Here is a 22,132-nt window from a genome sequence, read left to right as displayed (position 1 = left end):
CACCCCAGTCAAATGTTCCCACCGAGCCAAAACTTGAGTTGACCCGGCTCAATCCGCCACTTAACTTCCTTTCCTTCGCAGGTCACTTACAGCCACAGAACTCCTCACGACAGCATGGACACCGATACGCCAGACGGTCAAAGCATGTTGTGGGCGTCCTCACCTCTGCCGTGACTCCACCAGCGAATGCCTGCGCGCCAACACCGCACACACCATCAACTGAGCCTGATGAAACAGCATGATCGGCAACACCATCAGCCCAACCATCGCCCCGGGAAACAACACCAACGCCATCGGCACCCCTGTAGCCAACGACTTTTTCGTGCCACAAAACTGGATCGCAACGCGATCAGCCCACTCAAACCCCAACACCCCCGAAAGCCACCACGTCAGCCATAAAACAAACACCAACACCACCAACACCACCAACACCAACACCACCAAATCCCCCACCGACACCCTCGACCACATCCGCTCAACCATGCCTCGCGAAAACGCTGAGTAGACCACCGCCACGATGATTCCCTGATCCACTCGCTTCAACCAGGCATGGTTGCGCTTCAGCCATCCACTCACCCACGGCTGCACGCACTGCCCCACCAAAAAGGGAACAAGAATATGCAAAACAAGATCGACAACTGATGACCCCGAGATCGTGAACCCACCTGCGCCACCCATGGTGATCACCACAAGCACCGGAGTAATAACCACCCCCAGAAGATTACTCAACGACGCACTAACTACCGCCCCAGCAACATTTCCACCCGAAATAGATGTGAACGTGATCGACGACTGAACCGTCGAAGGAACAGCACATAAAAACAGCACTCCCGCCATCAACTCCGGCGACAACATCCACGGCTCCAACAAACGCAGAACCTGACCGATAACTGGAAAAACCACGAAAGTAAAACCCAGAATCATCAGATGCAACTGCCAATGCCGAAAGCCCGCCCACACCTCTTCCCGAGACAATCTTCCGCCGTACATGAAGAACAACACAGCGATCGCCACTGTCGTTACATCATCAAAAACGACTGCCGCCACACCCGAGATCGGTAATAGCGAAGCAACCCCCACCGCACCCAAAATCGCAAGAACAAAACCGTCCACCGGAAACGAAAAAGTCCGGCGATGACTTCTCAAAGCACCAGAAGAATCCGGATGATCTGCTCTGCGAATCACCATGCGAAACACCACCCAATCATTGCCAACAACAATACGGAGGGGCGGACCCCACAAGGTCCGCCCCTCCGAAAAAAGCTATATCTATCACACAGAGCACCAAATCAGCGCCCTGAACGATCATTAAATAATCAGTTGTGAGCCCGATCGTAGGCCTCTTCAACCTCACGGGAAACACGCCCACGGTCAGAAACCTTGAACCCGTTTTCACGACCCCACTGACGAATCTCATTCAGGTCATTACGGCGTCCCGAACCTGAACCCGAACCAGAGGCACGACGACCCGCAACACGACGGCCACCAGCACGGCGTGCCTTCTCGACCCACTCCTGCAAGGAAGCACGCAGCTTCTCAGCGTTTTCCTTGCTCAGGTCAATCTCGTACTGGACACCGTCCAGGCCGAACGACACAACCTCTTCAGCGACTCCCCCATCGAGATCGTCGATGAGGATGACCTCTACACGCTTTGCCATCATCTACTCCATCGAAAGATTTGCGCCTTCGCACCAAGCGAATCACATGCCTACCCCAGTGAAAAACCGAGGACCACAACTGAACACGCAATGCAAAAACACATAACTCGCGCACAAAAAGTACGTTGGAAATGCCCGACAGAACCTCATGACACTGGATGTGAACATCCAGAACGCCAGACGCTCATGATCTTACCTAGGCAACAACAATTATGCAGGAATAAAAGCGATCACGACAAATTACGAACACAAAAAATCACTCAAGGTTGTTTACGTTCCCGAGAGGATTCCCGAGATGCTTCTTCACCCTCTATACGAGATGAAGAAGCATCAGAACTCATATCCCACTCAGCTTGAGCACGTCGCTCGTTACGGTCAGCCTCAACCAATGCCTTCATAATCCGATAGAACAACCACACCACCCCGATGGACGGAACAAGTCCCGCAACAATTTGCCAGGCAACATCCACCGAAATCTCCTCCGTCCACGTTCGCGTAACCGACGCTACCTGAACGAAAATCTATCCCGTTCAAGCATTCAACACACCCTCAACTCATCAACGAACGATCACGTCAACAACCAGCTCACGGCAGGCACCGCTGAACACTACACCCACCCATCGAAACGCGCTGCAACACAGTTCCCCACATCAACACTCAACACCACATACACATTTTTCAGATTGCACACATGAACCAGAAGTTTTAGAGATCACCAAACAAATACCAAAATCACTCAGAAGCGCCCTCAGAACGCGGCCTATGCAACACATCAAGGATCTCAGCCATACCCGCAGCAGGAAGACGCCCTTCAAACACCGCCGAAGCCACCAAAGCTCTCATAGCCGCCACATGAACCTCCTGCCCCACCGGCCCCAAAACCACCCCTAACTCACGCAAATCCGCACTCACAACCTCCGCACCATGCAAAGCCCCCCGCGCCGCCGGCTGCTCCCCCCGCCTCATCGCATCAGCACGACCCGCCAACACAACCCCCAACACATGCGGCACCGCATCCACCCCCGTAGCTGACAACATTTCTTTCGCCCCCGAAACCACCGCATCCAACGACGCCTCCACATACGACAATGCCGCCCGCACCCGCACCACCTCATCCGGCGCAACAAAAGACGGCTCAGCCCCCATCTCAATCACCAACGCCTCACCCACCGGACGCAACTCCGGCAAACACGAAACAAGCACCGGACTGCCCCTAAACCGCTCAACATCCGCAGAATTCCCCACAAACGTCACTAACGGCTCCACACAAACCGGCAAAATCTGCTCCGAAACCACCTGATCCATCAACGAAACACCGGCAGTAAAACCCGTATGCAAAACAATCTGCCCCGGACGAAAACCACCATTGATAACCAAATGCTCCACCAAAGCAGGCAACCGCTCATCCGGCACCGCAAGGAGCAACAAATCAGCTGAAGCCGCCGCCGTTACTGGATCCACAACCGGAGCATCTGGGACCCACTGCCCTGCCAACCCCTCATCGCAACCATCTTCCTGCCACGGAGCCACAAAACCCACCGTGTGCCCCGCCTGGTCCAAAGCACGACCAAGAACCATCCCCACCCGCCCCATACCAACAACACCCACCGCCAACCGCGCAGGCCGATCCATCACGACCCCTCACCCCCCCGCAGCAACTCCACCCTCCCCATCAGGTGGATCAACCCGACCACACCTCTGCACAAACATCCCGCCACAAGCCATCGCAACACCCGACAACGCCACCGCCACCGCAGCCCACGCACCCGCCTGCACCGAACCCGCATCCAAGTCCGAAGCCACCACAACAACACGCGAGACAAACCACCCCGCCACCGCAGCACCAGTCAAAGCAGCAGCCTGCCCACCAAGCAACACCCGATTAGCAACAAGCACATCCATCCCCCGCGAAGACTTTCCCCGCACCACTCGACGCAACCACATCCCCACCACAAACTCACTCAACGCCACCACCAACAACACCACCGCAGCACCCCACGAGGGCATCAACAACGGCCCCGACACCGTCTGCCACCACGACAAAAACCCAAAACCGCACCCCCCTGCCACCAACGCCACCACCAACAACAACCGCCAACGCACCCCATAGCGATCACCCGTCATGGCAACACCACCCACTCCGGCCCCGGTCGAACACCCTCAGGCAACCCCATCTCATCCAATCCCATATCCGCCAACAACTCCCTCACCAAACGCACCTGAGAACCAACACGCAAACACGCCCCAGGATCGGCACTCACCCACGGCGCAAGCACAAATCCACGCTCATGCGCCCGCGGATGCGGCAACACCAAATCTGGTTCATCTACCACCACATCAACATCACCCACCTGACACTCAGGCCTGCCGTACTGCACCAAATCCAAATCCAACGTACGCGCACCCCAACGCACTTCACGCACCCGACCATGCTCTGCCTCAATCTCATGCAAAGCCCGCAACAACGTGCGCGGACGCAACGTCGTCCGCAAAACCGCCACCGCATTCACATACACCGGCTGCTGCGGCCCACCCACAGGATCAGTCTCAACAACCGACGACACCGCACGCACAGACGTCCTAGGCAACCCACGCAACGCCTCCACCGCCAACGCAAGCGTCCGCCCAGCAGAACCAAGATTCGCACCAAGAGCAACAACAGCAGTACGCACATCCGAACGCGACACCGTCACCGACACATCCGAAAACGGAAGCCCCACCGGCGCATGCGGTTTATGCACCTTCACCTCAACCTGCTCCACCACCTCATACCCCAACACCGCATCAGCGATACGTACCGCCAACGTCTCCACCAAATCAACATGCTCACCAGTGATCACATCCGTCACCTGCTGAGCCACCTCGGCATAATTCACCGTCGCCGATAAATCATCACTAGCAGCAGCAGAAGAAACATCCACCAACATCGCCACATCCACCACAAACGGCTGCGGGCTCACATGCTCACTATCCAACACCCCATGCGTACCGCACGCCCGAACACCCTCGATGCGCACCACATCCCCGGGAACGTCAACAGCAGAAAACCCACCAACACCAAAACCACTCATACACAAACCCATTCCCTCAACGCTGCCAGAAAATCACGCTGCTACACGGCCCCCTCACCGAGCCGCCCGAACCGCAGCCCCCACCCGCAACGCAGCCAACGTCGAACGCACATCGTGCACACGAACAGCCCACACGCCAGCCTCCTGCCCCACCAAACTCGTAGCTGCCGAGGCAGCATCACGCTCGCTAGGAGCCGAAGGATTCCCCTGAGCATCACAATCTATTGCCCCTAAAAACGTTTTACGCGAGGCCCCCAGCAACACTGGATAACCAACCCCACACACCTGTTTAAGCCCAGCCAACAAAGCCCAGTTGTGTTCTGCCCTCTTCGAAAAACCTAAACCTGGATCAAGCACAATCTGCTCAGCCGCCACCCCGGCCTCCAAAAACACTCCTACCTGCGCCAACATCTCTGAGCACACCTGAGCGACTACATCGTCATAGTGAGTCAACTCCGCTGACTGCATCGTCGTTGAGTGACCCCGCCAATGCATCAACACATACAACGCACCTGACTGCGCAATCACCTGCGGCATCGCAGAATCTGCCATCCCGCCTGATACATCGTTGATCATCACGGCACCAGCTTCCACGCAGGCAGCCGCCACCGAAGCGCGCATCGTATCTACTGACACAGCCACTCCCGCATCAGCCAACGCCCGCACCACTGGCACCACCCGACGCATCTCCTCACTTTCGGGAGTGCGTTCAGCCCCAGGACGTGTCGTCTCACCACCCACATCAACAATCGCTGCACCCTCGGCGACCATCGCCAAACCATGGTTCACCGCCGTCTGAGGGTCAACCCAGGATCCACCGTCACTAAACGAGTCCGGAGTGACATTCAAGATGCCCATAATCAACGAAGACGGCACCCCGGTTTCTTGCCGGGTCACCACCGGCGGAGCAGTGATCTCTTCCAACCGCCGCGCACCCGGAAACTTCATTTACGTCCTCCCAAAATCAACCCCAACGCTTCAGAACGTGTCGCGGCATTACGCAGCTGGCCACGCACCGCAGACGTCAACGTTGTCGCACCCGGTTTACGCACCCCTCGCATTGACATACACATGTGCTCAGCCTCAATCACCACAATTACCCCACGCGGATCCAGCGTCTCCTGCAGTGCATCAGCGACCTGCGCTGTAAGCCTCTCCTGCACTTGCGGACGCCGCGCATACACATCCACCAACCGTGCCAGCTTGCTCAAGCCGGTTACACGGCCATCCTCGTTCGGTAAATACCCCACGTGCGCCACGCCATGAAAAGGCAGCAGATGGTGTTCACATACCGAATACACCTCGATGTCTTTCACGATAATCAGCTCGTCATGGTGCACATCGAAGGTCACCGTCAACGCATCGGGCCCAGACATAGCCAGACCACCAAAAATTTCCTGATAGGCCCGTGCTACACGCAATGGAGTATCCCGCAGCCCATCACGGTCCGGGTCTTCACCAATCGCGATAAGAATTTCCCGCACCGCAGCGGCAATCCGTGGCTGGTCAACCTCACGGTCAGTCACCGGGGCAGTTGATGCCGCCCGTACCTGACCAGTATCAGGGCCCTTCTCAGCCTGTTCGACAATCTCCTGGCCACCCTCGTTGCCGACAGGTGTGCTCCCGCTCATATGCACCTCACGTGCTGAAAACACTTCGGGCACCCGTGGCGGGTGCCCGAAGTGGGTGGAAAGTTCTGTTCTTTGAGGTTAGTCGTTCGTGGTGCCTGGCATGTGATCACCAGCAGAACCCGTCGGAGGCTTCGGAGTTTGCGTCGTCGGGCCAGCTCCAGGAGAAATCACGGAGGTAGAGTCACCGCTTTCCTTAAGCTGCGATGCACCCTGTTCACCACCTTCAGCTTTCTTGGCAGCAGCCTCACGCTCGGCTGGCGTCATCACCGGTGGTAGCTCGCTGACACCACGGTGCTCACCACTAAGCCATACGTCACGACGAGGCAGCTTACGGATGGGTTTAAAGATCTCCGCCAAAGCTTCCCGACCCAAGGTTTCTTTTTCGAGAAGTTCCAGCACCAACGTGTCGAGCACATCTCGGTTCATCTGGAGTGCCTCATAGGCTTCATCGTGAGCAGCCTCGATAAGGCGGCGGATTTCAGCGTCGACAACCCCAGCCAGTCCCTCGGAATAGTCACGTTGGCTGCCCATGTCACGCCCAAGGAATGGTTCACCACCGCCAGAGCCCAAACGAATCGCACCGATCCGTTCGCTCATGCCGTACTGGGTAATCATGCGCCGAGCTGTCTCTGTCGCCTTTTCGATGTCGTTCGCGGCACCAGAAGTCGGGTCATGGAAGACGAGCTCTTCAGCAACCCGACCGCCCAACGCGTAAGCCAGTTCATCAAGCATTTCGTTGCGGCTGGAGGAGTACTTGTCATCATCAGGCAACACCATGGTGTAGCCAAGGGCGCGTCCGCGCGGCAAGATCGTGACCTTTGTAACCGGATCGGTGTGGTTCAGAGCAGCAGCGACAAGAGCGTGACCACCTTCGTGGTAGGCCGTTAGCTTCTTCTCTTTGGCGCTCATGATGCGTGTGCGCTTCTGCGGACCGGCAATCACCCGGTCAATAGCTTCATCGAGTGCCCGGTTGTCGATGAGTTGAGCGTTGCTACGTGCAGTCAGAAGTGCAGCCTCGTTAAGGACATTGGCCAGATCTGCACCTGTGAAGCCGGGGGTACGTCGGGCCACGGAGAGAAGATCGACATCATCAGCAAGCGGTTTGCCCTTGCCATGAACCTGCAGAATGCGGTGGCGTCCGATCATGTCCGGTGCTTCTACCGCAATCTGTCGGTCGAACCGTCCTGGTCGCAGCAACGCAGGGTCTAGCACATCGGGCCGGTTCGTGGCCGCGATGAGGATGACGTTTACGGAGGCATCGAACCCGTCCATCTCAACGAGGAGCTGGTTGAGGGTTTGTTCGCGCTCATCGTGGCCACCGCCCAAACCTGCGCCACGGTGACGTCCTACGGCGTCGATTTCGTCAACAAAAACGATGGCTGGCGAGTTGGATTTAGCTTGTTCGAATAGGTCACGAACACGAGAGGCACCGACACCGACGAACATTTCCACGAAGTCGGAACCTGAAATTGAGTAGAAAGGCACTCCCGCTTCGCCAGCAACGGCTCGGGCGAGGAGGGTTTTACCGGTTCCAGGGGGGCCATAAAGGAGGACACCCTTGGGGATTTTGGCCCCCACTGCCTGGAATTTGCTTGGTTCAGAGAGGAACTCTTTGATCTCGTAGAGCTCTTCGATTGCTTCGTCGACTCCGGCGACATCTTCGAACGTAACGGTGGGGCGTTCTTTGTCAGCCAGTTTTGCTTTGGATTTGCCGAACTGCATGAGTCGGCCACCGCCGCCTTGCATACGGCTGAGGAGAAGCATGAGCAGGCCGAAGAGAAGCGCGATTGGCAGGAGAGTTGTGACGATAGCGCCCAACCAACTGCTCTGCGGTGGCTCATCGGTGTACCCCTCGGGGGGCAAGTTTTGGGTCAGTGCGCGTACGAGCTCACTACCGCGTTGAGGAATGTAGAGGGTGTAAACCTTCTGGACGCCCTTAGCTTCGCCGACGTCCTGTGCCGACTTAAGCGTCAGTTCGAGGCGGTCTCCATCGCTGAAGGTGGCTTTCTGTACCTGTTTGGCAGCGATCAGTTGTTCGGCTTGTGAGGTGCCAATCCTCTGGTAGTCGCTCGCGGTGGCGAGGTTAAACGCGGTCAAGATCGCTATGACAAGGAGCACGATCCACAGCCAGCGCTGGCGCGCAATTTTTTTCACATCCATCGGCACGTTCGGCGCGAGCGCCTCCGTCCTTCCTCTTGAGCTCGGCGGTGGCCGGCGGTGGTGGGGGTTCGGGGGTGTAACGCCTGCCGGTAGGGGTGCGTTCCCTGGGATGTTTGTTTACCGGCAGGCATGGGTGTGGTCAGTTTTCGTAGACGTGGGGGGCCAGGGTTCCGATGCAACGCAAGTTGCGGTATTTCTCGGCGAAGTCCAGGCCGTAACCGACAACAAATTCGTCGGGGATGTCGAATCCGAGGTATCGGACGTCAATTTCGGTTTTGGCTGCGTCGGGTTTGCGTAGCAGTGCGCAAACTTCGACGGAGGCGGCAGAACGGGACTTGAGGTTGGCGATGATCCAGGAAAGGGTCAGGCCAGAGTCGATGATGTCTTCGATGATGAGGACATGTTTGTTGGTGATATCGGTGTCGAGGTCTTTGAGGATACGGACGACGCCGGAGGATTTAGTTCCGGACCCGTAGGAGGATACGGCCATCCAGTCCATGGGGGCTGAGCCAGGTAGTGCGCGCATAAGGTCGGCGACAACAACGACGGCGCCTTTGAGCACGCCGACGAGGAGTAGATCTTTTCCTTGGTAGTCCTGCCAGATCTGTTGGGCGAGTTCGCCTAAGCGGATTTGGATCTGTTCTTCGGTCAGCAGGACGCGCTCGAGGTCGCCTTGCATGTCCTTTGCGTCCACTCGGACTCTCCTCATGTGTTGGGTATTTCACCTGTGTGGTGATTCTTTACTGGTGTGTTGGGCACCGATGTGATGGTGCGCTACAGATCAAACCTAATCCACTTCAGGGTTTGGTGACTGGCCCGACTCGGGTGCCGGTGCGTGTGATGACGTGTCCGCCTGGTAGATGTACGCCTCCTTGGCCGTGCCAGTTGGTGATTAGGGCGTCGAGTTGGTTGACGTGGGTGGATGTGAGAGCGCCATGGGGGGCGCCGATAGTGGTGGCGAGTTGGCGCCAGACGCGTCGTCGGATTCCGGGGAGGAGTTCGGCGATTTTTTGTGTGTCCCAGGGGGGTGGGCCGAGTTTGGTGGTTTCGTGGGTGGCGATGGTGTCGAGGGTATCGGCGTCGGTGCGTAGGAGTTCGGCGGTGCGGGCTAGGCCGGGGATGATGCCTGGGCCGAGTTCGGTGGCGATGGTGTCGAGGAGTTCTCGGGTGCGGACTCGGGTGTAGCGGGGGTCAGTGTTATGAGGGTCGTGCCATGGGGTGAGGTTGAGTGCGGCGCATGCGTCGTGGGTCAGGTGTGCGGGGGTGTTGAGTAGGGGGCGGTGGTAGAGGTCGCGGTGGGGTGGCATGCCGGCGAGGGAGCGGGCTCCGGAGCCGCGCAGGAGGCCTAGGAGGACTTGTTCTGCTTGGTCGTGTTGGGTGTGTGCTAGGAGGATGGCGCTGGCGTTGGTGCTGGTGGCGGTGGCTTCGAAGGCGGTGTAGCGGGCGGCGCGGGCGGCGGCTTCGGGGCCGGTGTTGGAGTAGGTGGTGGTGTCGACGCGGTGCGTGATGACGGGGTGGAGGCCGAGGTTGGTGCAGGTGGTGGCTGCGGAGTGGGTGATGGTGTGGGAGTTGGGTTGGAGGGCGTGGTCGATGATGACTGCGCCGGGGTGGAGGCCGAGTCGGGGTGCTTCGAAGGCGGCAGCTGCGGCGAGGGCGAGTGAGTCGGGGCCGCCGCTGCAGGCGACGAGGATGGTGGTGTTGGGGTGTTGGTGGGCGATGGTGGCCAGTGTGGTGCGGGTGGCTAGGCGAATTGCTGCGACGGCGGGGTGTGGTCCGGTCATGGTTGCACTCGTGCGATCCAGATGTCTGGGTTGTGTATTTCGGTGGGGGTGGGGAGTGTTTCGGGGGATGTCCAGATGGTGTTGAAGCCGTCGATGCCGATGCGTTCGTGGATGTGTCGGACGAATGCTGCGCCGTCGCGGTATTGGGCTGTTTTGGTTTCGATTCCTAGGAGGCGTCGTAGGAGGAAGTCGATGGGGTTGGTGGGGGTTCTGCGGTCATCGAAACGGGCTCGGATGGTGGTGACTGTGGGGATGTGGCGGGGGCCGACGTTGTCCATGACGACGTCGGCGTGACCTTCGAGGAGGGTCATGAGGGCGTTGAGTCGGTCGAGGCGTTCTCTGGTGTCCAGGTCAAGGACGAGGTTGATTATGCCTACGGGGCCGTTTTGGGTGATTTCGTGGGTGGCTTCGGGTAGTCGGGTGGCAAGGGCTTTGACGAGTTCGAGTGGGCCGCCGGCGGCGGTGGTGAGTTTGTCGACGAGGATGGTTTGTTCGTTGTGCATGTGGTCGCGTAGCCAGGGGATGGCGGTGAATTGGACGCGGTGGGTTTCTTCGTGGAGGCAAACCCAGAGCCGGAAGTCGTTGGGGTTGAGGTGGAGTCGTTTTTCGGTGGCGACGACGTTGGGGGCAACGAGCAGGAGGCGGGCGGCTTCGGGGGGTTGGCCGTAGGCGGTGATGTATTGCCCTAGGACGCGGGTGGCTAGGACGGCGAGGATTCCTCCCATTTCGGTGCCTGCTGCTTTGCCGCTGACGGATCGTGCCCAGGGTGACATGGCTCGTCGGCCGTTGTGGCTGGTGAAGGTGTCAAGGGCAGGGTCGAGGAGCTCGGCAAGGGAGTTGATGTTGGCTTCGATCCAGGTGCCGCGGTCGATGATGAGGGCGTCGGGGCCTTCGTTGTCGGTGTGCAGGCGTGCGGTGTCTGCGACGAGGGTGTGGGCGCGGGTGGCGGAGCTGCGCAGGGCTGCGACGGCGTCTTTGGCTTCGGTTAGGGGGACTCTGGGTCCTGGAGGGGTGAGGGTGCGTGCGGTGTTTGCCGCGAGTTTCCAGTCGATCACGGCTTAACTTTCACGTATTGGGCTCGCGTGGTGCATGTGGGCGGGTGTGGTTGCGTGGGTTGGTTTTTCAGTTGCAGCCGCAGCTGACGAGGGTAGTGGCGACGTAGTCGAGGGCTGCGCGGGTTTCAAGGGAGGTGGTGGGGGGTGCTTGGTCAGCGAGGATTGTGTAGGTCAGGAGGCGTCCGGAGTTGGTGACGAGAGTGCCGGTGAGGCCGCCGATGCCGGTGAGTGTTCCGGTTTTCGCGCGGACGACTCCGCGGCCGGTGGTGGTTTGTGGGGTGGCGAATCTGTCGTGGAGGGTTCCGGTGAGGGCGGCTACGGGCAGGTTGTCGAGGATGTGAGTGAGTTGTTTGTGGTTTTTGTTGGCGGCCAGGGTGGTTGCTTTGTTGATGAGGCGCACGGTGACGCGGGAGGAGCGGGATAGGCCGCTGGCGTCGGCGAGGTGGCTGTGGGTGGTGTCGAGGCCGAGGGATTTGAGTGTGGTGATGATGTGTTTTCCGGCCTCGGCGAAGGTAGCGGGGATTCCGCGGTCGGCGAAGGCTCTGCGTGCGGTGGATTCGGTGAGGGCGTTGTCGGATTCGGCGAGGGCGAGTGTGAGGACGTCGCCAATGGGGGCGCTGGCGATGGAGGCTATGTGTTTTCCTTTGTGGGCGTTTTTGGGTGTGCGGGTGATGGGTTCGGCGACGGGTATGCCTGCGGTGATGAGGGCGTCACGGAAGGCTGTGGTTGCGGTCATGGCTGGGTCGTGGGTGGTGGGGTGGCCTGGGGTGGCGCGGTCTTCGGCGAGCCCGAGCATGGTGACGGGGGCGGTGAGGCCGGCGTGGACGTCGGCGGTTTCCCATTCGGGGGCCAGAGCTGGGCCGGAGGCGGTGCTGTCGTCGAGGGTGAGTTGCCAGCCTCCGGGTGGTGGGGGGGTGTTTTTGAGGGCTTTGGCGGTGCGTTCGGCTAGATCGGCTAGTCCGGCGTGGCCTTGGGTGGCGTAGGGGTTTCCGTGGCCGCGGGCTAGGAGGGTGTCGCCGTCGGCGACGAGGGTGAGGGTGTTTTTGTTGCGGGTGACGCGGGTGGTGCGGTGTCCGGCGAGGTCGGTGTGGGCGGCGATGGCGGTGGCGGTGAGAATTTTGGCGGTGGATGCGGGGGTACGTGGGGTGGTGCTGCGGGCGGAGTAGAGGGTTTTTCCGGTGGCGGCGTCGGTGACCATGATGCCGGGGTTGGTTCCTAGGGCGGGGGCTGCTAGTGGTTGGGCTAGTCGGGTGGCGAGGGTGTTGGTGCGTGGTTGGGGGGCGTTGGGGTTTAGGTGTGGGAGGGGGTGAGGTATTGCGGTGGGGCCGGTGGTGGGTAGGGGGTCGGCGCGGAAGGGTCCGATGCTTAGGTCGCTGGTAAGGGCACCGGGAGCGATGTCAAGGGCGTCGGCAGCAACGTAGGTGGTTCCTGCGGCAAACAGTGCTGTGGCTACTAGGGCGCTGGCTCTGTATCGCAACCGTGTGCCTCTCGTTGGGGGTGTTGTGGGGAATTGCTTTGTTGGGTGGTTATCTTGCCTTGGGTGGTGGTTTATCTTCTCGTGGCTGGATGGTTGGGTTAGGTGGGCGCCACGCGCCACGTGCGGGGCGTTGGGCGGGTACGCTCGATGTCAATCTGCGTAACGTCACCGGTGATGTAGCTGTTTGTCGCCGGCGCTCTTGTTGAGCACGTGATCGAAGCAGCCCGAGGAATTCCCCGCGAGGACAGGAGACGCGCACACATGAGCAGCGCATCCAGTAACGAGCCGCTCTTCTTCGACGTCACGGTCGAGATCCCTAAGGGTCAGCGCAACAAGTACGAGGTGGACCACGAGACGGGTCGTATCCGCTTGGACCGGATGTTGTTCACGTCTACTCAGTACCCGAGCGACTATGGCTACATCGAGGACACGTTGGGTGAGGACGGTGACCCACTGGACGCGTTGGTGTTGCTGGATCAGCCGACGTTCCCTGGTGTGTTGATTCAGTGCCGTGCGATCGGCATGTTCCATATGCGTGATGAGTCTGGTGGTGACGACAAGATTTTGTGCGTGCCGGCGAAGGACCCGCGTGCGCAGGACAAGCAGACGTTGGAAGACGTGAGCGAGTTCGATCGTCTGGAGATTCAGCACTTCTTTGAGACGTATAAGGACTTGGAGCCGGGTAAGTCGGTTGAGGGTGCGCACTGGGCGGATCGGGAGACCGCTGAGCGTACGGTGCGTGAGGCTTTCCAGCGCGCGATCGATGAAAACTTTCACAACCCCTTGAAGCCAGCGACGAGTTCTCCGGCACCGAGCCACCCGACGCAGGCTGCTGAGAGCACTGAGAGCACTGAGAGCTGAGTTTTTCTCAATTTCTGGTCTGGCTCGCGTGGGTTGGTTGTTCTGATGGCCCGAAGTGAGTTTTTGTCATGACTGGTTGGCGTAGCCGGGGCGTCGTCGTGTCGGGTTCGGTGGCTGCTTGTGCGGTGGTTGTCGGGGGCGCGGCGTTCGGCCTGGCTTTGTTCAATGGGTTGTCAGTGGTTCCCAGCCTGAAACTGTGGTTCCGTCGAGTGCTTTTGCGTATGCGGCGGTGGATTTGGATCCGTCGATGCGTCAGAAATTGGGGGCGTTTCGGTTATTCAATACGTTTCCAGCGGCGAAGAAAGCTGTGTCGGAGTCTGATCCTGCCCAGGTTGTGTTTGGGGCGGGGCAACAGCTTGCCGAGGGTCTTGGTCCTGTTGATTACGCCAGAGATGTGAAGCCGTGGCTGGGTAGGCGGGGTGGGATAGCGCTGCTTCCTCCTGTTACTGCTGGGGGTGCTCCGGTCACGGTTGTGGCGCTGCAGGTGAAAGATCGTGAAGTTGCTGAGCGCAGTTTGTCCACGTTTGAGGGGTTTTCTGGCAGGGCAGGGTCGCTGTCGTATGTGTTTGACAGGGATTACGTCGTGGTGGTTCCGAAGAAGGCTAAGGCTGCTGTTCAATCGCAGTTGAGTGGTGGGCGCCTTGCTGACCATGAGGCTTTTGTTTCTGATGTGGCGGCGTTGGGTGAGCGTGGCGTGGCGACAGCGTGGGTGAATCATGCTGGGGTGGCTCAGTTTGCTGGGGCTGGTTTGGTTAAGAAGTCCGGGCTGGTGGGGCATACGGCAGGCACGCTGCGTTTTGCTGCAGATCGTGCTGAGTTTGCTTCGGTGACGCGTGGTGTGGATCTTCCGGATGAGGGTGTTGCTACTCATGTGTCGGATTTTCCTGGCGATACGGGGGCGCTGTTGTCTTCCGTTGATGGTGGTGACCTAGTGGAGCGGTGGTGGCCTGCGTTAAAGGGGGTAGTGAATATTCCTGGGCTTCCGATAAAGGAGGGCCTGCAGGCGGTAAGTGCTCGTACCGGGTTTACGGTTTCGGAGTTTGTGGCAACGCTGTTGGGTGGTCAGGTTGATGTGGTTGCTGGTAAGGAACAGGTTGATGTGGTGCTCGGTAGGCAGAGTATGCGGGAGTTGTTCTCTGGTGGCGGCCAGATACCGGAGGTGACATTCCGGGCCAAGACGAAGGATCCGCAGGCAACGCTTCGCTCGGTAAGTTCCACGCTGGTGAAATTGTTGGGGCCGTTGGGGGCATTGATTCCTCATCAGGTGTCGGGTGATCGTGTGTTGGCTAGTCCGCATATTCAGCATTTGCGGTCGGTAGCTTCTCCTGATGTGAAGAACCCGTTGAGGGCTAGCGATGTTTTCCGCAGTGTCATTAACCCTGCTGAAGCGGTTGCTGAGCTTGCGTACGTCGATCTTGATGCCTTTGAGGATCAGTATCTGCAGGAGTTGCCTGCGCAGTACCGTTCGGGTGTGAAAGCGTTGCGTGCGTTGGGGATTTCTCGCACTCCGGTCAAGAGTGGTCAGTTTTCTTTGGTGGTTCGGTTGTCGGTGAACGAGGGCTGAGTGCCCAGCTCACGTTGTTCGGCGTGCGCGGGGTGGGGGTGCTGGTTTGTAGGTGGAGACGGTGGGGTTACCGGAAATCCAAAAGCGGGCGAGAGTTTCTCGTGCGGAGCCGACACCAACGCGGGGTCCGGTGGCGATTTTTCTCTCGGGTGTATGGGGGCCGTAGCGGAGCTGGATTCCGGTGGATCCGTCTAGTGGAGCGTTGTTATCGGCGGTGTTGATGCCTAGTGCGACGGTGAGCCGTGCTGGCCCGGAGGCGAGTTCTTTTGGGGATCGGACGCGGCCTTTTTCGCTGCGGCGTTGGTGCGCTAGGGCTGTTCCTTCAATGATTTCGCCAGCACGGATGAGGATACCGGTGGGGGTTCCTTCTTTTCCTACGACGATGTTGAAGCAGGTGTGCAGGCCCATGTGTCGGTAGACGTAGGCGCGCCAGGGCGGACCAAACATGGCAGCGTTGCGGCTGTTTGGCCCTCGGTAGGCATGTGAGGCGGGGTCTTCTTCTCCTGCATAGGCTTCGACTTCGGTGATGCGTAGGCTTACGCGCCCGCCGTCGCGGTCAGTGCTGAGGGTGGCTCCTAGGAGGGCGCGGGCTGCTGGGATGACGTCGTCGAAGCTCATGGGGCATGGGCTCGCGGCACTGTGATGGGGCGTTGCGAGCCGAGGTAGCCAGGCAGGGTTGCTGTGGTGTTAGCTGCCGGAGACGGTTTCGGCCAGATGAGCCAGGCTGGCTTCGAGTTGTTCTTGTGGGAAAACGGGGAAAGTTATTTTTTTGAGCAGTGCCTTGTCGGTGACTGCTGACCAGTCGTAGGTCAGGGTCACGGTGGTTTGGTCTTGGCTTTGGGGGGTGAGTTCCCAGATCCATTGCCAACCTTTGGGTTCGGTGCCTGCTGGTGCGGTTTTCCATGCGATGAGGCGATCTTTGTCGTATCCGACGACGTGGTTGTCGGTTTTATAGTCTCCGCCCATGTGTTCGGCATTCATGTTCATCGTGAATATGTTTCCGACTGCGGTGACTCGGTCGGATTTGTCGTCGGAGACGATGGTGTTGGTTCCGTCTAGCTCGGCGTGGCGAGCGGGGTTGGACAGGATGTCGAAGATGGCTTGTGGGGAGGCATCGATGGTTCGGGAGATTGTGATTTTTTTCTCGTCGCTCATCCTTTGACCCTGACAGATTTTGGGCAATACGCAACGCCATCGGTGGTTTGGGTGGGGGTGTGTCCGGTGAATGGGGTGTGGTCTTGGGGCATGGCACGGTAGGGCAATGCGTACACGTCCTGCTCTTCCGGTGGTGGTGTTGTCCGGCAAGCTTGGCTGCGGCAAGACCACCTTGCTGAACCACATTCTTGCTCAAAGCCATGGACGTGTAGGCGTTATTGTCAACGATTTTGGTGACATCAACGTGGATGCGTTTCTTATCCAGGGTCAAGTGGATGCCAAGGCCACTTTTTCTGGTGGATGTTTGTGTTGTTTGGCTGATCCGGGCGATTTGGATCGTGCTCTTGCTGATTTAGCTGCGCCTTCACTTGATTTGGATGTGATTCTTATCGAGGCTTCTGGGCTTGCTGAGCCTCGTGAGCTGGCGCGGATGGTGCTTTCTTCGAGTGTTTCTACGGTGCGTTTTGGTGGGGTTGTAGAGATTTTGGATGCGGCTGATTGGGCTACGCCAGAGGTGGGAAGTCCTGATCCAGCTCCGGTGGCTATTGATCATTTGCGGGTTGCTTCGCTGTTGGTCATTAACAAGTCTGACCAGATTGCTCAGGATGCTGGTGCTCGTGAGCGGCTCGATGCGGTTGTGGCTGCGCATGCGCCGACAACCCCTGTGGTGCACACCATGTTTGGCCGTGTTGATCCGGAGCTTCTATTTGATCCTGGTGAGCATGAGGAGCCGACTGGGCAGCTTTCGTTTGCGGATTTTCTTGCTGAGCAGCGTCATGGCGAGCGTGGTCATGACCATCACGATCATGGGCATGCTGGTTTTTCTTCGGTCAGTGTGGATTCGTCAATGCCTGTAGATCCGACCCGGTTGATTCATTTTCTTGAAAATCGTTCTGCGGGTGCGTATCGCGTTAAAGGGCGGGTGCATGTGAGTCGTCGCGGGCATCGTGATTACACGGTTCAGGCCGTGGGTGATTGGTTCGGTTTTGAGCGTTTTCGTGTTCCTGAGGGTCAGGAGAGCCGGACTCAGCTGGTGGTGATTGGTCCAGGGTTGGCGCAGGAGGGCGTGCGTCGGGAGGTGGAGTCCGCGCTGCGTGGCTGCCTGTCTGATGGGAGGGTTTGCCAGGGAGCAGAGCTGCACCGGTTTGATCGGTTTACGCGGTGAGTGCCGCCCACAGTGCACCTGTTGCTGTGTATGCCCAGCACACTGGCTCTATGACGCAAATCTCACGTGCTGATTGGCATGTTGCTCCTTTATCGCGAGAGTTGTGGGAGCGCGGTGGTCGTGTTGCGTATCAGGAGGGGATCGATACAGAGAACGCGAGTTTTGCGTCGGCTGCTCCGGACTGGGAGACGTTTGTCGCTCATAAGATCGCGCCCTACTGCCTGGCTGCTGTTGATGACGCCAGTGGTGATTGCCTGGCGGTGGCGTGGGGTATTCATGCCTTTGCCCGGCCCATTTATCTGGGGGTTGTTGAACATAGTCTTTATGTGCGTTCTTCTGCGCGGGGCCGTGGGGTAGGCAAGGGGTTGTTGGGCGAGTTCATTCGGCGCACTGAAGCTGGTGGGACGTGGACTTTGCTTGGTCTGGTGTTTCCGGAGAATACGGCCAGTATTGCTTTGCACGAGTCGTTGGGTTTTCGTCAGGTGGGCGTGTATGAGCGTGTGGGGAAGATGCCTTTCGGGGCACGTAAGGGGCAGTGGCGTGATGTGTTGTTGTTGGAGCGGCGCAGTCCGATCGTGAGTTAGTTCCTTTCTCCGGCAGGCGAATCACCGGGAAAAGTTGTCCGTATTTCGATCTCAGTCGCGCTCAATCTGTGGAAAATCTTTCACCCTTTAGGGTGAGGCCGCCTCTATGGTCACCGCATGACATCGGCACCCATCGCATCATCTTCACCGTCAACCAGCCACTCAGAAGCTGACACCACTGCAGTTCTCATCTTCCGCTCTTTCGCAGACCGCACCCGGCTAACCATCATCCGCCACCTTCTCCTGGGCGATCAGCGCGTAGTCGAGCTGGTGAATCATCTTGGTTTGGCCCAGTCGACGGTGTCTGCGCATATCGCCTGCATGCGACAAAGCCGTCTACTGCACATCCGCCACGAAGGACGCTCTACCTACTACTCCCTTGCCGCACCTGAGCTGACCCGATCTTTACTACATGCCGCCGAAAGCCTCATTGACACCCTTGGGGCCATCACTGATCCCAGAGCAGCGGAGGCCAACGCATGAACGGCCACGGGCACTGCCATGTGCACCTTCATGCCCATGAGCATGCTCAACCCCCTTGCCTTGCCAGCCGGAGTGCTCGGCGGCGTCAAAAAGCTGACACAGAATCCCACGACCACGGCCACAGCCATGGCCATGGCCATTCCCACGGACACTCGCACTCACACGCTGACAGCCACACAAATCGCACACGCATCCTCATCGCGTTATGCATCACCGGCTCTGTACTTGCTATTGAAGCGATAGGCGCTGCGCTTCTTGACTCTCTTGCTCTGCTCGTGGATGCAGCACACATGCTCACAGACACCCTGGGCCTGGCCATGGCTGCTACTGCAGCTACGCTCATGAGCCGCCCACCCAGCGCACGCCACACATGGGGCCTAAAACGCGCAGAGGTCATCGCTTCGGCAGCGCAGGCATTCATTTTGCTTCTGGTAGGCGGTTACGCCGTCTACGAGGGCCTCATGCGCCTTATCGACCCTCCCCCGGTTTCTTCGCACGGCCTGGCTGTCATTGGGCTGCTTGGCTTGCTCGCTAACTTCGCTTCGCTTCTTGTCCTTTTGGGAGGCCGAGACAGCAATCTCAACATGAAGGCGGCATTTCTGGAGGTTGCTAACGATGCTCTCGGGTCGGTAGCGGTGCTCTTAGCTGGGGTTCTTCTTTATTTCACCGGCTGGACACTCGCTGATTCCATCGCAGGTTTATTCGTCGCAGCGCTGATCGTGCCACGCGCTGTGGCGTTATTGCGGGAGTCAGGATCGATCTTGCTTGAAAGCACTCCCGACGGGCTAGATCTGGAGGCTGTTCGGGCGCATATTTTGGAGCAACCCCATGTACGTGAAGTCCACGACTTACACGCCAGCACAGTAGCCACGGGGCTTCCGCGTTTGAGCGCCCATGTGGTTCTCGATGACGATTGTTTTTTCAATGGCCACAGCCAACGTGTCCTGATGAATCTGTCCATGTGCTTGAACTCTCATCACGGTATTGCAGTGGAGCACTGCACTTTCCAGCTTGAAGCAGCCTCCGTAGCAGGAGGACACGCTGAGCATGTTCATTAATAGACACCTTTGAAGTCATGCTCTCTAGCGAAAGCACTCTAGGCACTCCGCCGGGCTCTTATGGGAGCCCGGCGTTTGTTCGCCATAGATGAACATCTTCAGCAGGATTACCCAGCAGCACGAGAGGCACAACCGCACATCGACAACAAATCGTGCAGAAAGCCAGCCACACGGCCTCCAAGAGGCCTTGAGCGCCATGAAAGCCACATAGGTGATTGGCCTTATCGGGCAGATCTCACCGCCTGAAAACCCGAAATACTCACACCCCATAGAGACAGCACTTCTACGTTCGCTTTTGGCGAAAAGTGATAAGAGGCTTCTACAAAGATCGCAACACACAAAAACACCCTCCACGAAGTGGAGGGTGTTGCTGGAGCCGCCTGTCGGAATCGAACCGACGACCTATTCATTACGAGTGAATCGCTCTGCCGACTGAGCTAAGGCGGCGTAGGCCGAAGCGCTTAATCACTGTACAAGGTGAAGGGCGCAAACTCCGAATCGACCGGAGGCACCCATCTCACCAGGACAAAAAAGCGGACGCCCCGCCCGGAGTGCTGGTCGCAGGCCGGGTGGAGCGGCGGCGACCAGGGGAGGCGCGGGTGGTAGCGCCTCAACCCAGTTGCAGTTCCGGGCGGAACGTCCTAGGCCTCCCCGTACTGGGGGTGGGTGATCAGCAGGAGAGGCCGTCCTTGGGCGGTGTGCCATTCATAAGATACCCATCAACCGCCTGGTCCACGCAACTGCTGCCCGTCTTGTAAGCCGTGTGACCGTCTCCCTCATGTGAAATGAGGCGACTGTTCGACAGCTGATCATGAAGCCGCTTAGCCCATTCGTAGGGCGTAGCAGGATCACGAGTAGTGCCGATGACCACAATCGGACCGCTTCCTTGCGCGGAAACCTTGTCTATCTTACCCGTAGCCGGGACCGGCCACGCGGCACACGAATTTCCGCCGAAAGACATCATGCCACCCCACACCGGAGCCTTCGACTCGAACTCGGCCTTCTTGGACTTCAGCTGCGCTTCATCCCATCGCTGAGCACCACGATCCAAGCAGTTCACTGCATTGATGACCTGCATCGTGTTGTTCTCGTACTCGCCGTTGTCATCACGGCTGGCGTACTCCGAAGCCAAAGCAAACAGCGGCGTCCCATCGCCATCCTTGGCCGACTGAAGCGCCTCAGTGAGGGTGTCCCAGTAGGTCTTCGTGTACATGGCTTGCGCAACACCAATCGTTGCCCAGCCTTCAGTCAATTCCTTAATGCGCGGGTTACCACTAACCGGCAAAGGCTTTGAGTCAAGCTGCTTGAAAAAGTCTTTCAGGCCTTTCATGACAGATTCGACGTCATTACCGAGCGGGCATTTCCCAGAAGAAGTACATGACTTCGCCCACGCACGCGTTGCCGACTCAAACCCAGCAGCTTGACCCAAGCTGACCTGCTCAGAGGTCAAGTCAGGGGGCATAACACCATCGAGAATCATGTTCCCGACATTCTTAGGGAACAATCCTGCATACGTTGCCCCGAGATACGTGCCGTACGACTTGCCCAAATAGTTCAGCTTAGGCTGGCCCAAAACGGAACGAACCACATCCATGTCCCGCGCAGCTTCTGCTGTCGAAACGTGCCCAACCAAATCGGGATATTTCTGCTGGCATCCCTTGCCCATTTTCGCCAAACCGCCATAAGCGATTTCTATTTCTCGTTGATCATCCGGAGTTGGGTCAGCACCCATTACCGCATCCATTGATGCATCATCAAGACACTTCATTGGCGACGATTTTCCAACCCCGCGAGGATCGAAACCAACGATGTCGTAATTCTTCCGAATAGTTCCAGAAACAATAAAGTCAGCCATCATCGCATACTGCGTAGCTGAAGCTCCCGGACCACCTGGGTTAACCAGCAACGCCCCTCGCGGAGCCTGACCATTCTTTGCGCCATTAGCCGCAACTTTCAGGACGCGCAGCTTAACGGTTTTCCCATCCGGCTTTGAATAATCAATCGGAACCTTTACCCATGCACACTTAGCCGATGCGCCCTCAGAATTATCAGAGCACGTCTCCCACACAGGCTTCTGCGTATAAAACTTCGAAAGCCTGGCATCACCCGTAGCGGGAGCCTGAGCAGCACCGTTTTGGGAACCATTGCCGGGCTGTTTCCCTTGCGAATTGCCCTGGTCGTTCTGCTCACCAACATGTGAGCTCGAAGCAGAACCATTGCCATTCTTGGACCCGTCAGTCACAGTGTCAGCTTTTTGACACCCGGCGAGAGCCAACGCCACCGCGCCGGCAACCGCCACTGTTCGCATTCTGGCTGTCCTCACGTGCATGACTCCTGTTCATTGGGCTACTTAGCGTCGGCAGGAGCGCCGGGCAGGCGTGGGGGCGCCTTCTCGATCACTGCTCGACTTTGTGAGGGATAGGGCGAGT

22 protein-coding genes and 1 tRNA gene are annotated in these 22,132 nt (G+C 58.4%); 6 read left to right on the top strand and 17 right to left on the bottom strand.

Annotated features, from left to right (window positions below; genetic code table 11):
* Window positions 1–159: 159 nt before the first annotated feature.
* The 13 genes from CKV89_RS03250 to dacB all read right to left on the bottom strand — a co-directional run bounded on the left by CKV89_RS03250 (window position 160) and on the right by dacB (window position 12,833).
* Complete coding sequence (locus tag CKV89_RS03250) at window positions 160–1,188, bottom strand: bile acid:sodium symporter family protein (protein WP_084441258.1); 1,029 nt, start codon at window positions 1,186–1,188, stop codon at window positions 160–162.
* 128 nt (window positions 1,189–1,316) lie between these two features.
* Entirely contained in the window at window positions 1,317–1,658 is a 342-nt protein-coding gene (locus tag CKV89_RS03245; RefSeq protein WP_028327575.1) for a histone-like nucleoid-structuring protein Lsr2, read from the bottom strand.
* Window positions 1,659–1,918: 260 nt separating this feature from the next.
* Window positions 1,919–2,128, bottom strand: coding sequence for a hypothetical protein (locus tag CKV89_RS03240; protein WP_084441216.1), 210 nt, complete (start codon window positions 2,126–2,128; stop codon window positions 1,919–1,921).
* 262 nt (window positions 2,129–2,390) lie between these two features.
* Window positions 2,391–3,290: an NAD(P)-binding domain-containing protein gene (locus CKV89_RS03235; RefSeq protein ID WP_084441215.1), complete on the bottom strand. Its 900-nt coding sequence runs from the start codon at window positions 3,288–3,290 to the stop codon at window positions 2,391–2,393.
* Window positions 3,291–3,299: 9 nt separating this feature from the next.
* Window positions 3,300–3,782, bottom strand: coding sequence for a DUF3180 family protein (locus CKV89_RS03230; RefSeq protein WP_034401334.1), 483 nt, complete (start codon window positions 3,780–3,782; stop codon window positions 3,300–3,302).
* Window positions 3,779–4,729 (bottom strand): 2-amino-4-hydroxy-6-hydroxymethyldihydropteridine diphosphokinase, encoded by a 951-nt coding sequence (gene folK, locus CKV89_RS03225; protein WP_084441213.1) that lies wholly within the window; start codon window positions 4,727–4,729, stop codon window positions 3,779–3,781. Before folK ends, CKV89_RS03230 begins: the two co-directional genes overlap by 4 nt.
* A gap of 54 nt (window positions 4,730–4,783) precedes the next feature.
* Window positions 4,784–5,677 (bottom strand): dihydropteroate synthase, encoded by an 894-nt coding sequence (gene folP / locus CKV89_RS03220; protein ID WP_231935435.1) that lies wholly within the window; start codon window positions 5,675–5,677, stop codon window positions 4,784–4,786.
* The gene (folE, locus tag CKV89_RS03215) at window positions 5,674–6,360 is read right to left on the bottom strand and encodes a GTP cyclohydrolase I FolE (RefSeq protein WP_084441211.1); all 687 of its coding nucleotides are present in this window, start codon (window positions 6,358–6,360) and stop codon (window positions 5,674–5,676) included. Before folE ends, folP begins: the two co-directional genes overlap by 4 nt.
* Before the next feature lie 78 nt (window positions 6,361–6,438).
* Window positions 6,439–8,520: an ATP-dependent zinc metalloprotease FtsH gene (gene ftsH / locus CKV89_RS03210; RefSeq protein WP_034401332.1), complete on the bottom strand. Its 2,082-nt coding sequence runs from the start codon at window positions 8,518–8,520 to the stop codon at window positions 6,439–6,441.
* A gap of 139 nt (window positions 8,521–8,659) precedes the next feature.
* On the bottom strand, window positions 8,660–9,214 hold the full coding sequence (hpt, locus tag CKV89_RS03205) for a hypoxanthine phosphoribosyltransferase (protein ID WP_028327568.1): 555 nt from the start codon (window positions 9,212–9,214) through the stop codon (window positions 8,660–8,662).
* 103 nt (window positions 9,215–9,317) lie between these two features.
* On the bottom strand, window positions 9,318–10,301 hold the full coding sequence (tilS, locus tag CKV89_RS03200; RefSeq protein ID WP_028327567.1) for a tRNA lysidine(34) synthetase TilS: 984 nt from the start codon (window positions 10,299–10,301) through the stop codon (window positions 9,318–9,320).
* Window positions 10,298–11,356 (bottom strand): zinc-dependent metalloprotease, encoded by a 1,059-nt coding sequence (locus CKV89_RS03195; RefSeq protein ID WP_028327566.1) that lies wholly within the window; start codon window positions 11,354–11,356, stop codon window positions 10,298–10,300. Before CKV89_RS03195 ends, tilS begins: the two co-directional genes overlap by 4 nt.
* A 67-nt stretch (window positions 11,357–11,423) precedes the next feature.
* Window positions 11,424–12,833, bottom strand: coding sequence for a D-alanyl-D-alanine carboxypeptidase/D-alanyl-D-alanine endopeptidase (dacB, locus tag CKV89_RS03190; RefSeq protein WP_028327565.1), 1,410 nt, complete (start codon window positions 12,831–12,833; stop codon window positions 11,424–11,426).
* A 261-nt stretch (window positions 12,834–13,094) separates the two neighbouring features.
* Here dacB and CKV89_RS03185 point away from each other — a divergent pair, with 261 nt between their 5' ends.
* Complete coding sequence (locus CKV89_RS03185) at window positions 13,095–13,694, top strand: inorganic diphosphatase (RefSeq protein ID WP_051277645.1); 600 nt, start codon at window positions 13,095–13,097, stop codon at window positions 13,692–13,694.
* A gap of 196 nt (window positions 13,695–13,890) precedes the next feature.
* On the top strand, window positions 13,891–15,258 hold the full coding sequence (locus tag CKV89_RS03180; RefSeq protein ID WP_028327564.1) for a DUF3352 domain-containing protein: 1,368 nt from the start codon (window positions 13,891–13,893) through the stop codon (window positions 15,256–15,258).
* Between the two features lie 9 nt (window positions 15,259–15,267).
* On the opposite strand, the gene CKV89_RS03175 is transcribed toward CKV89_RS03180, so the two are convergent.
* Together CKV89_RS03175 and CKV89_RS03170 are read right to left on the bottom strand one after the other, a co-directional pair.
* Window positions 15,268–15,876: a DNA-3-methyladenine glycosylase gene (locus CKV89_RS03175; RefSeq protein ID WP_028327563.1), complete on the bottom strand. Its 609-nt coding sequence runs from the start codon at window positions 15,874–15,876 to the stop codon at window positions 15,268–15,270.
* 69 nt (window positions 15,877–15,945) lie between these two features.
* A complete protein-coding gene (locus tag CKV89_RS03170) occupies window positions 15,946–16,413 on the bottom strand; it encodes an SRPBCC family protein (RefSeq protein WP_028327562.1) in 468 nt (155 codons plus the stop codon).
* A 106-nt stretch (window positions 16,414–16,519) separates the two neighbouring features.
* On the opposite strand from CKV89_RS03170, the gene CKV89_RS03165 reads away from it, so the two are divergent.
* The 4 genes from CKV89_RS03165 (at window position 16,520) to CKV89_RS03150 (ending at window position 19,703) form a co-directional block, all read left to right on the top strand.
* Window positions 16,520–17,578 carry a CobW family GTP-binding protein gene (locus CKV89_RS03165; protein WP_028327561.1) on the top strand — a complete coding sequence of 353 codons (1,059 nt, stop codon included), beginning with the start codon at window positions 16,520–16,522 and terminating at the stop codon, window positions 17,576–17,578.
* A 50-nt stretch (window positions 17,579–17,628) separates the two neighbouring features.
* Window positions 17,629–18,162 carry a GNAT family N-acetyltransferase gene (locus CKV89_RS03160; protein ID WP_084441254.1) on the top strand — a complete coding sequence of 178 codons (534 nt, stop codon included), beginning with the start codon at window positions 17,629–17,631 and terminating at the stop codon, window positions 18,160–18,162.
* A gap of 117 nt (window positions 18,163–18,279) precedes the next feature.
* Window positions 18,280–18,645 (top strand): ArsR/SmtB family transcription factor, encoded by a 366-nt coding sequence (locus CKV89_RS03155; protein WP_028327559.1) that lies wholly within the window; start codon window positions 18,280–18,282, stop codon window positions 18,643–18,645.
* A 191-nt stretch (window positions 18,646–18,836) separates the two neighbouring features.
* Entirely contained in the window at window positions 18,837–19,703 is an 867-nt protein-coding gene (locus tag CKV89_RS03150; RefSeq protein ID WP_051277677.1) for a cation diffusion facilitator family transporter, read from the top strand.
* A gap of 371 nt (window positions 19,704–20,074) precedes the next feature.
* Here CKV89_RS03150 and CKV89_RS03145 read toward each other — a convergent pair.
* Together CKV89_RS03145 and CKV89_RS03140 are read right to left on the bottom strand one after the other, a co-directional pair.
* Window positions 20,075–20,150, bottom strand: a tRNA-Thr gene (locus CKV89_RS03145).
* Between the two features lie 223 nt (window positions 20,151–20,373).
* Window positions 20,374–21,945: an alpha/beta hydrolase gene (locus CKV89_RS03140; RefSeq protein WP_157728074.1), complete on the bottom strand. Its 1,572-nt coding sequence runs from the start codon at window positions 21,943–21,945 to the stop codon at window positions 20,374–20,376.
* Window positions 21,946–22,132 lie beyond the last annotated feature (187 nt).

Source organism: Dermatophilus congolensis, assembly GCF_900187045.1.
Taxonomy (GTDB): domain Bacteria; phylum Actinomycetota; class Actinomycetes; order Actinomycetales; family Dermatophilaceae; genus Dermatophilus; species Dermatophilus congolensis.
Note: the sequence above shows the minus strand (reverse complement) of the source record. Positions and strands in the feature narration are given on the sequence as shown.

Coding starts and splice junctions, on each gene's coding strand:
- CKV89_RS03175 (WP_028327563.1), bottom strand. CDS start 15,876: ATGAGCTTCGACGACGTCATCCCAGCAGCCCGCGCCCTCCTAGGAGCC.
- CKV89_RS03160 (WP_084441254.1), top strand. CDS start 17,629: ATGACGCAAATCTCACGTGCTGATTGGCATGTTGCTCCTTTATCGCGA.
- CKV89_RS03165 (WP_028327561.1), top strand. CDS start 16,520: ATGCGTACACGTCCTGCTCTTCCGGTGGTGGTGTTGTCCGGCAAGCTT.
- tilS (WP_028327567.1), bottom strand. CDS start 10,301: ATGACCGGACCACACCCCGCCGTCGCAGCAATTCGCCTAGCCACCCGC.
- CKV89_RS03170 (WP_028327562.1), bottom strand. CDS start 16,413: ATGAGCGACGAGAAAAAAATCACAATCTCCCGAACCATCGATGCCTCC.
- folK (WP_084441213.1), bottom strand. CDS start 4,729: ATGAGTGGTTTTGGTGTTGGTGGGTTTTCTGCTGTTGACGTTCCCGGG.
- CKV89_RS03245 (WP_028327575.1), bottom strand. CDS start 1,658: ATGGCAAAGCGTGTAGAGGTCATCCTCATCGACGATCTCGATGGGGGA.
- CKV89_RS03185 (WP_051277645.1), top strand. CDS start 13,095: ATGAGCAGCGCATCCAGTAACGAGCCGCTCTTCTTCGACGTCACGGTC.
- folE (WP_084441211.1), bottom strand. CDS start 6,360: ATGAGCGGGAGCACACCTGTCGGCAACGAGGGTGGCCAGGAGATTGTC.
- CKV89_RS03235 (WP_084441215.1), bottom strand. CDS start 3,290: ATGGATCGGCCTGCGCGGTTGGCGGTGGGTGTTGTTGGTATGGGGCGG.
- ftsH (WP_034401332.1), bottom strand. CDS start 8,520: ATGGATGTGAAAAAAATTGCGCGCCAGCGCTGGCTGTGGATCGTGCTC.
- folP (WP_231935435.1), bottom strand. CDS start 5,677: ATGAAGTTTCCGGGTGCGCGGCGGTTGGAAGAGATCACTGCTCCGCCG.
- CKV89_RS03230 (WP_034401334.1), bottom strand. CDS start 3,782: ATGACGGGTGATCGCTATGGGGTGCGTTGGCGGTTGTTGTTGGTGGTG.
- CKV89_RS03250 (WP_084441258.1), bottom strand. CDS start 1,188: ATGGTGATTCGCAGAGCAGATCATCCGGATTCTTCTGGTGCTTTGAGA.
- CKV89_RS03155 (WP_028327559.1), top strand. CDS start 18,280: ATGACATCGGCACCCATCGCATCATCTTCACCGTCAACCAGCCACTCA.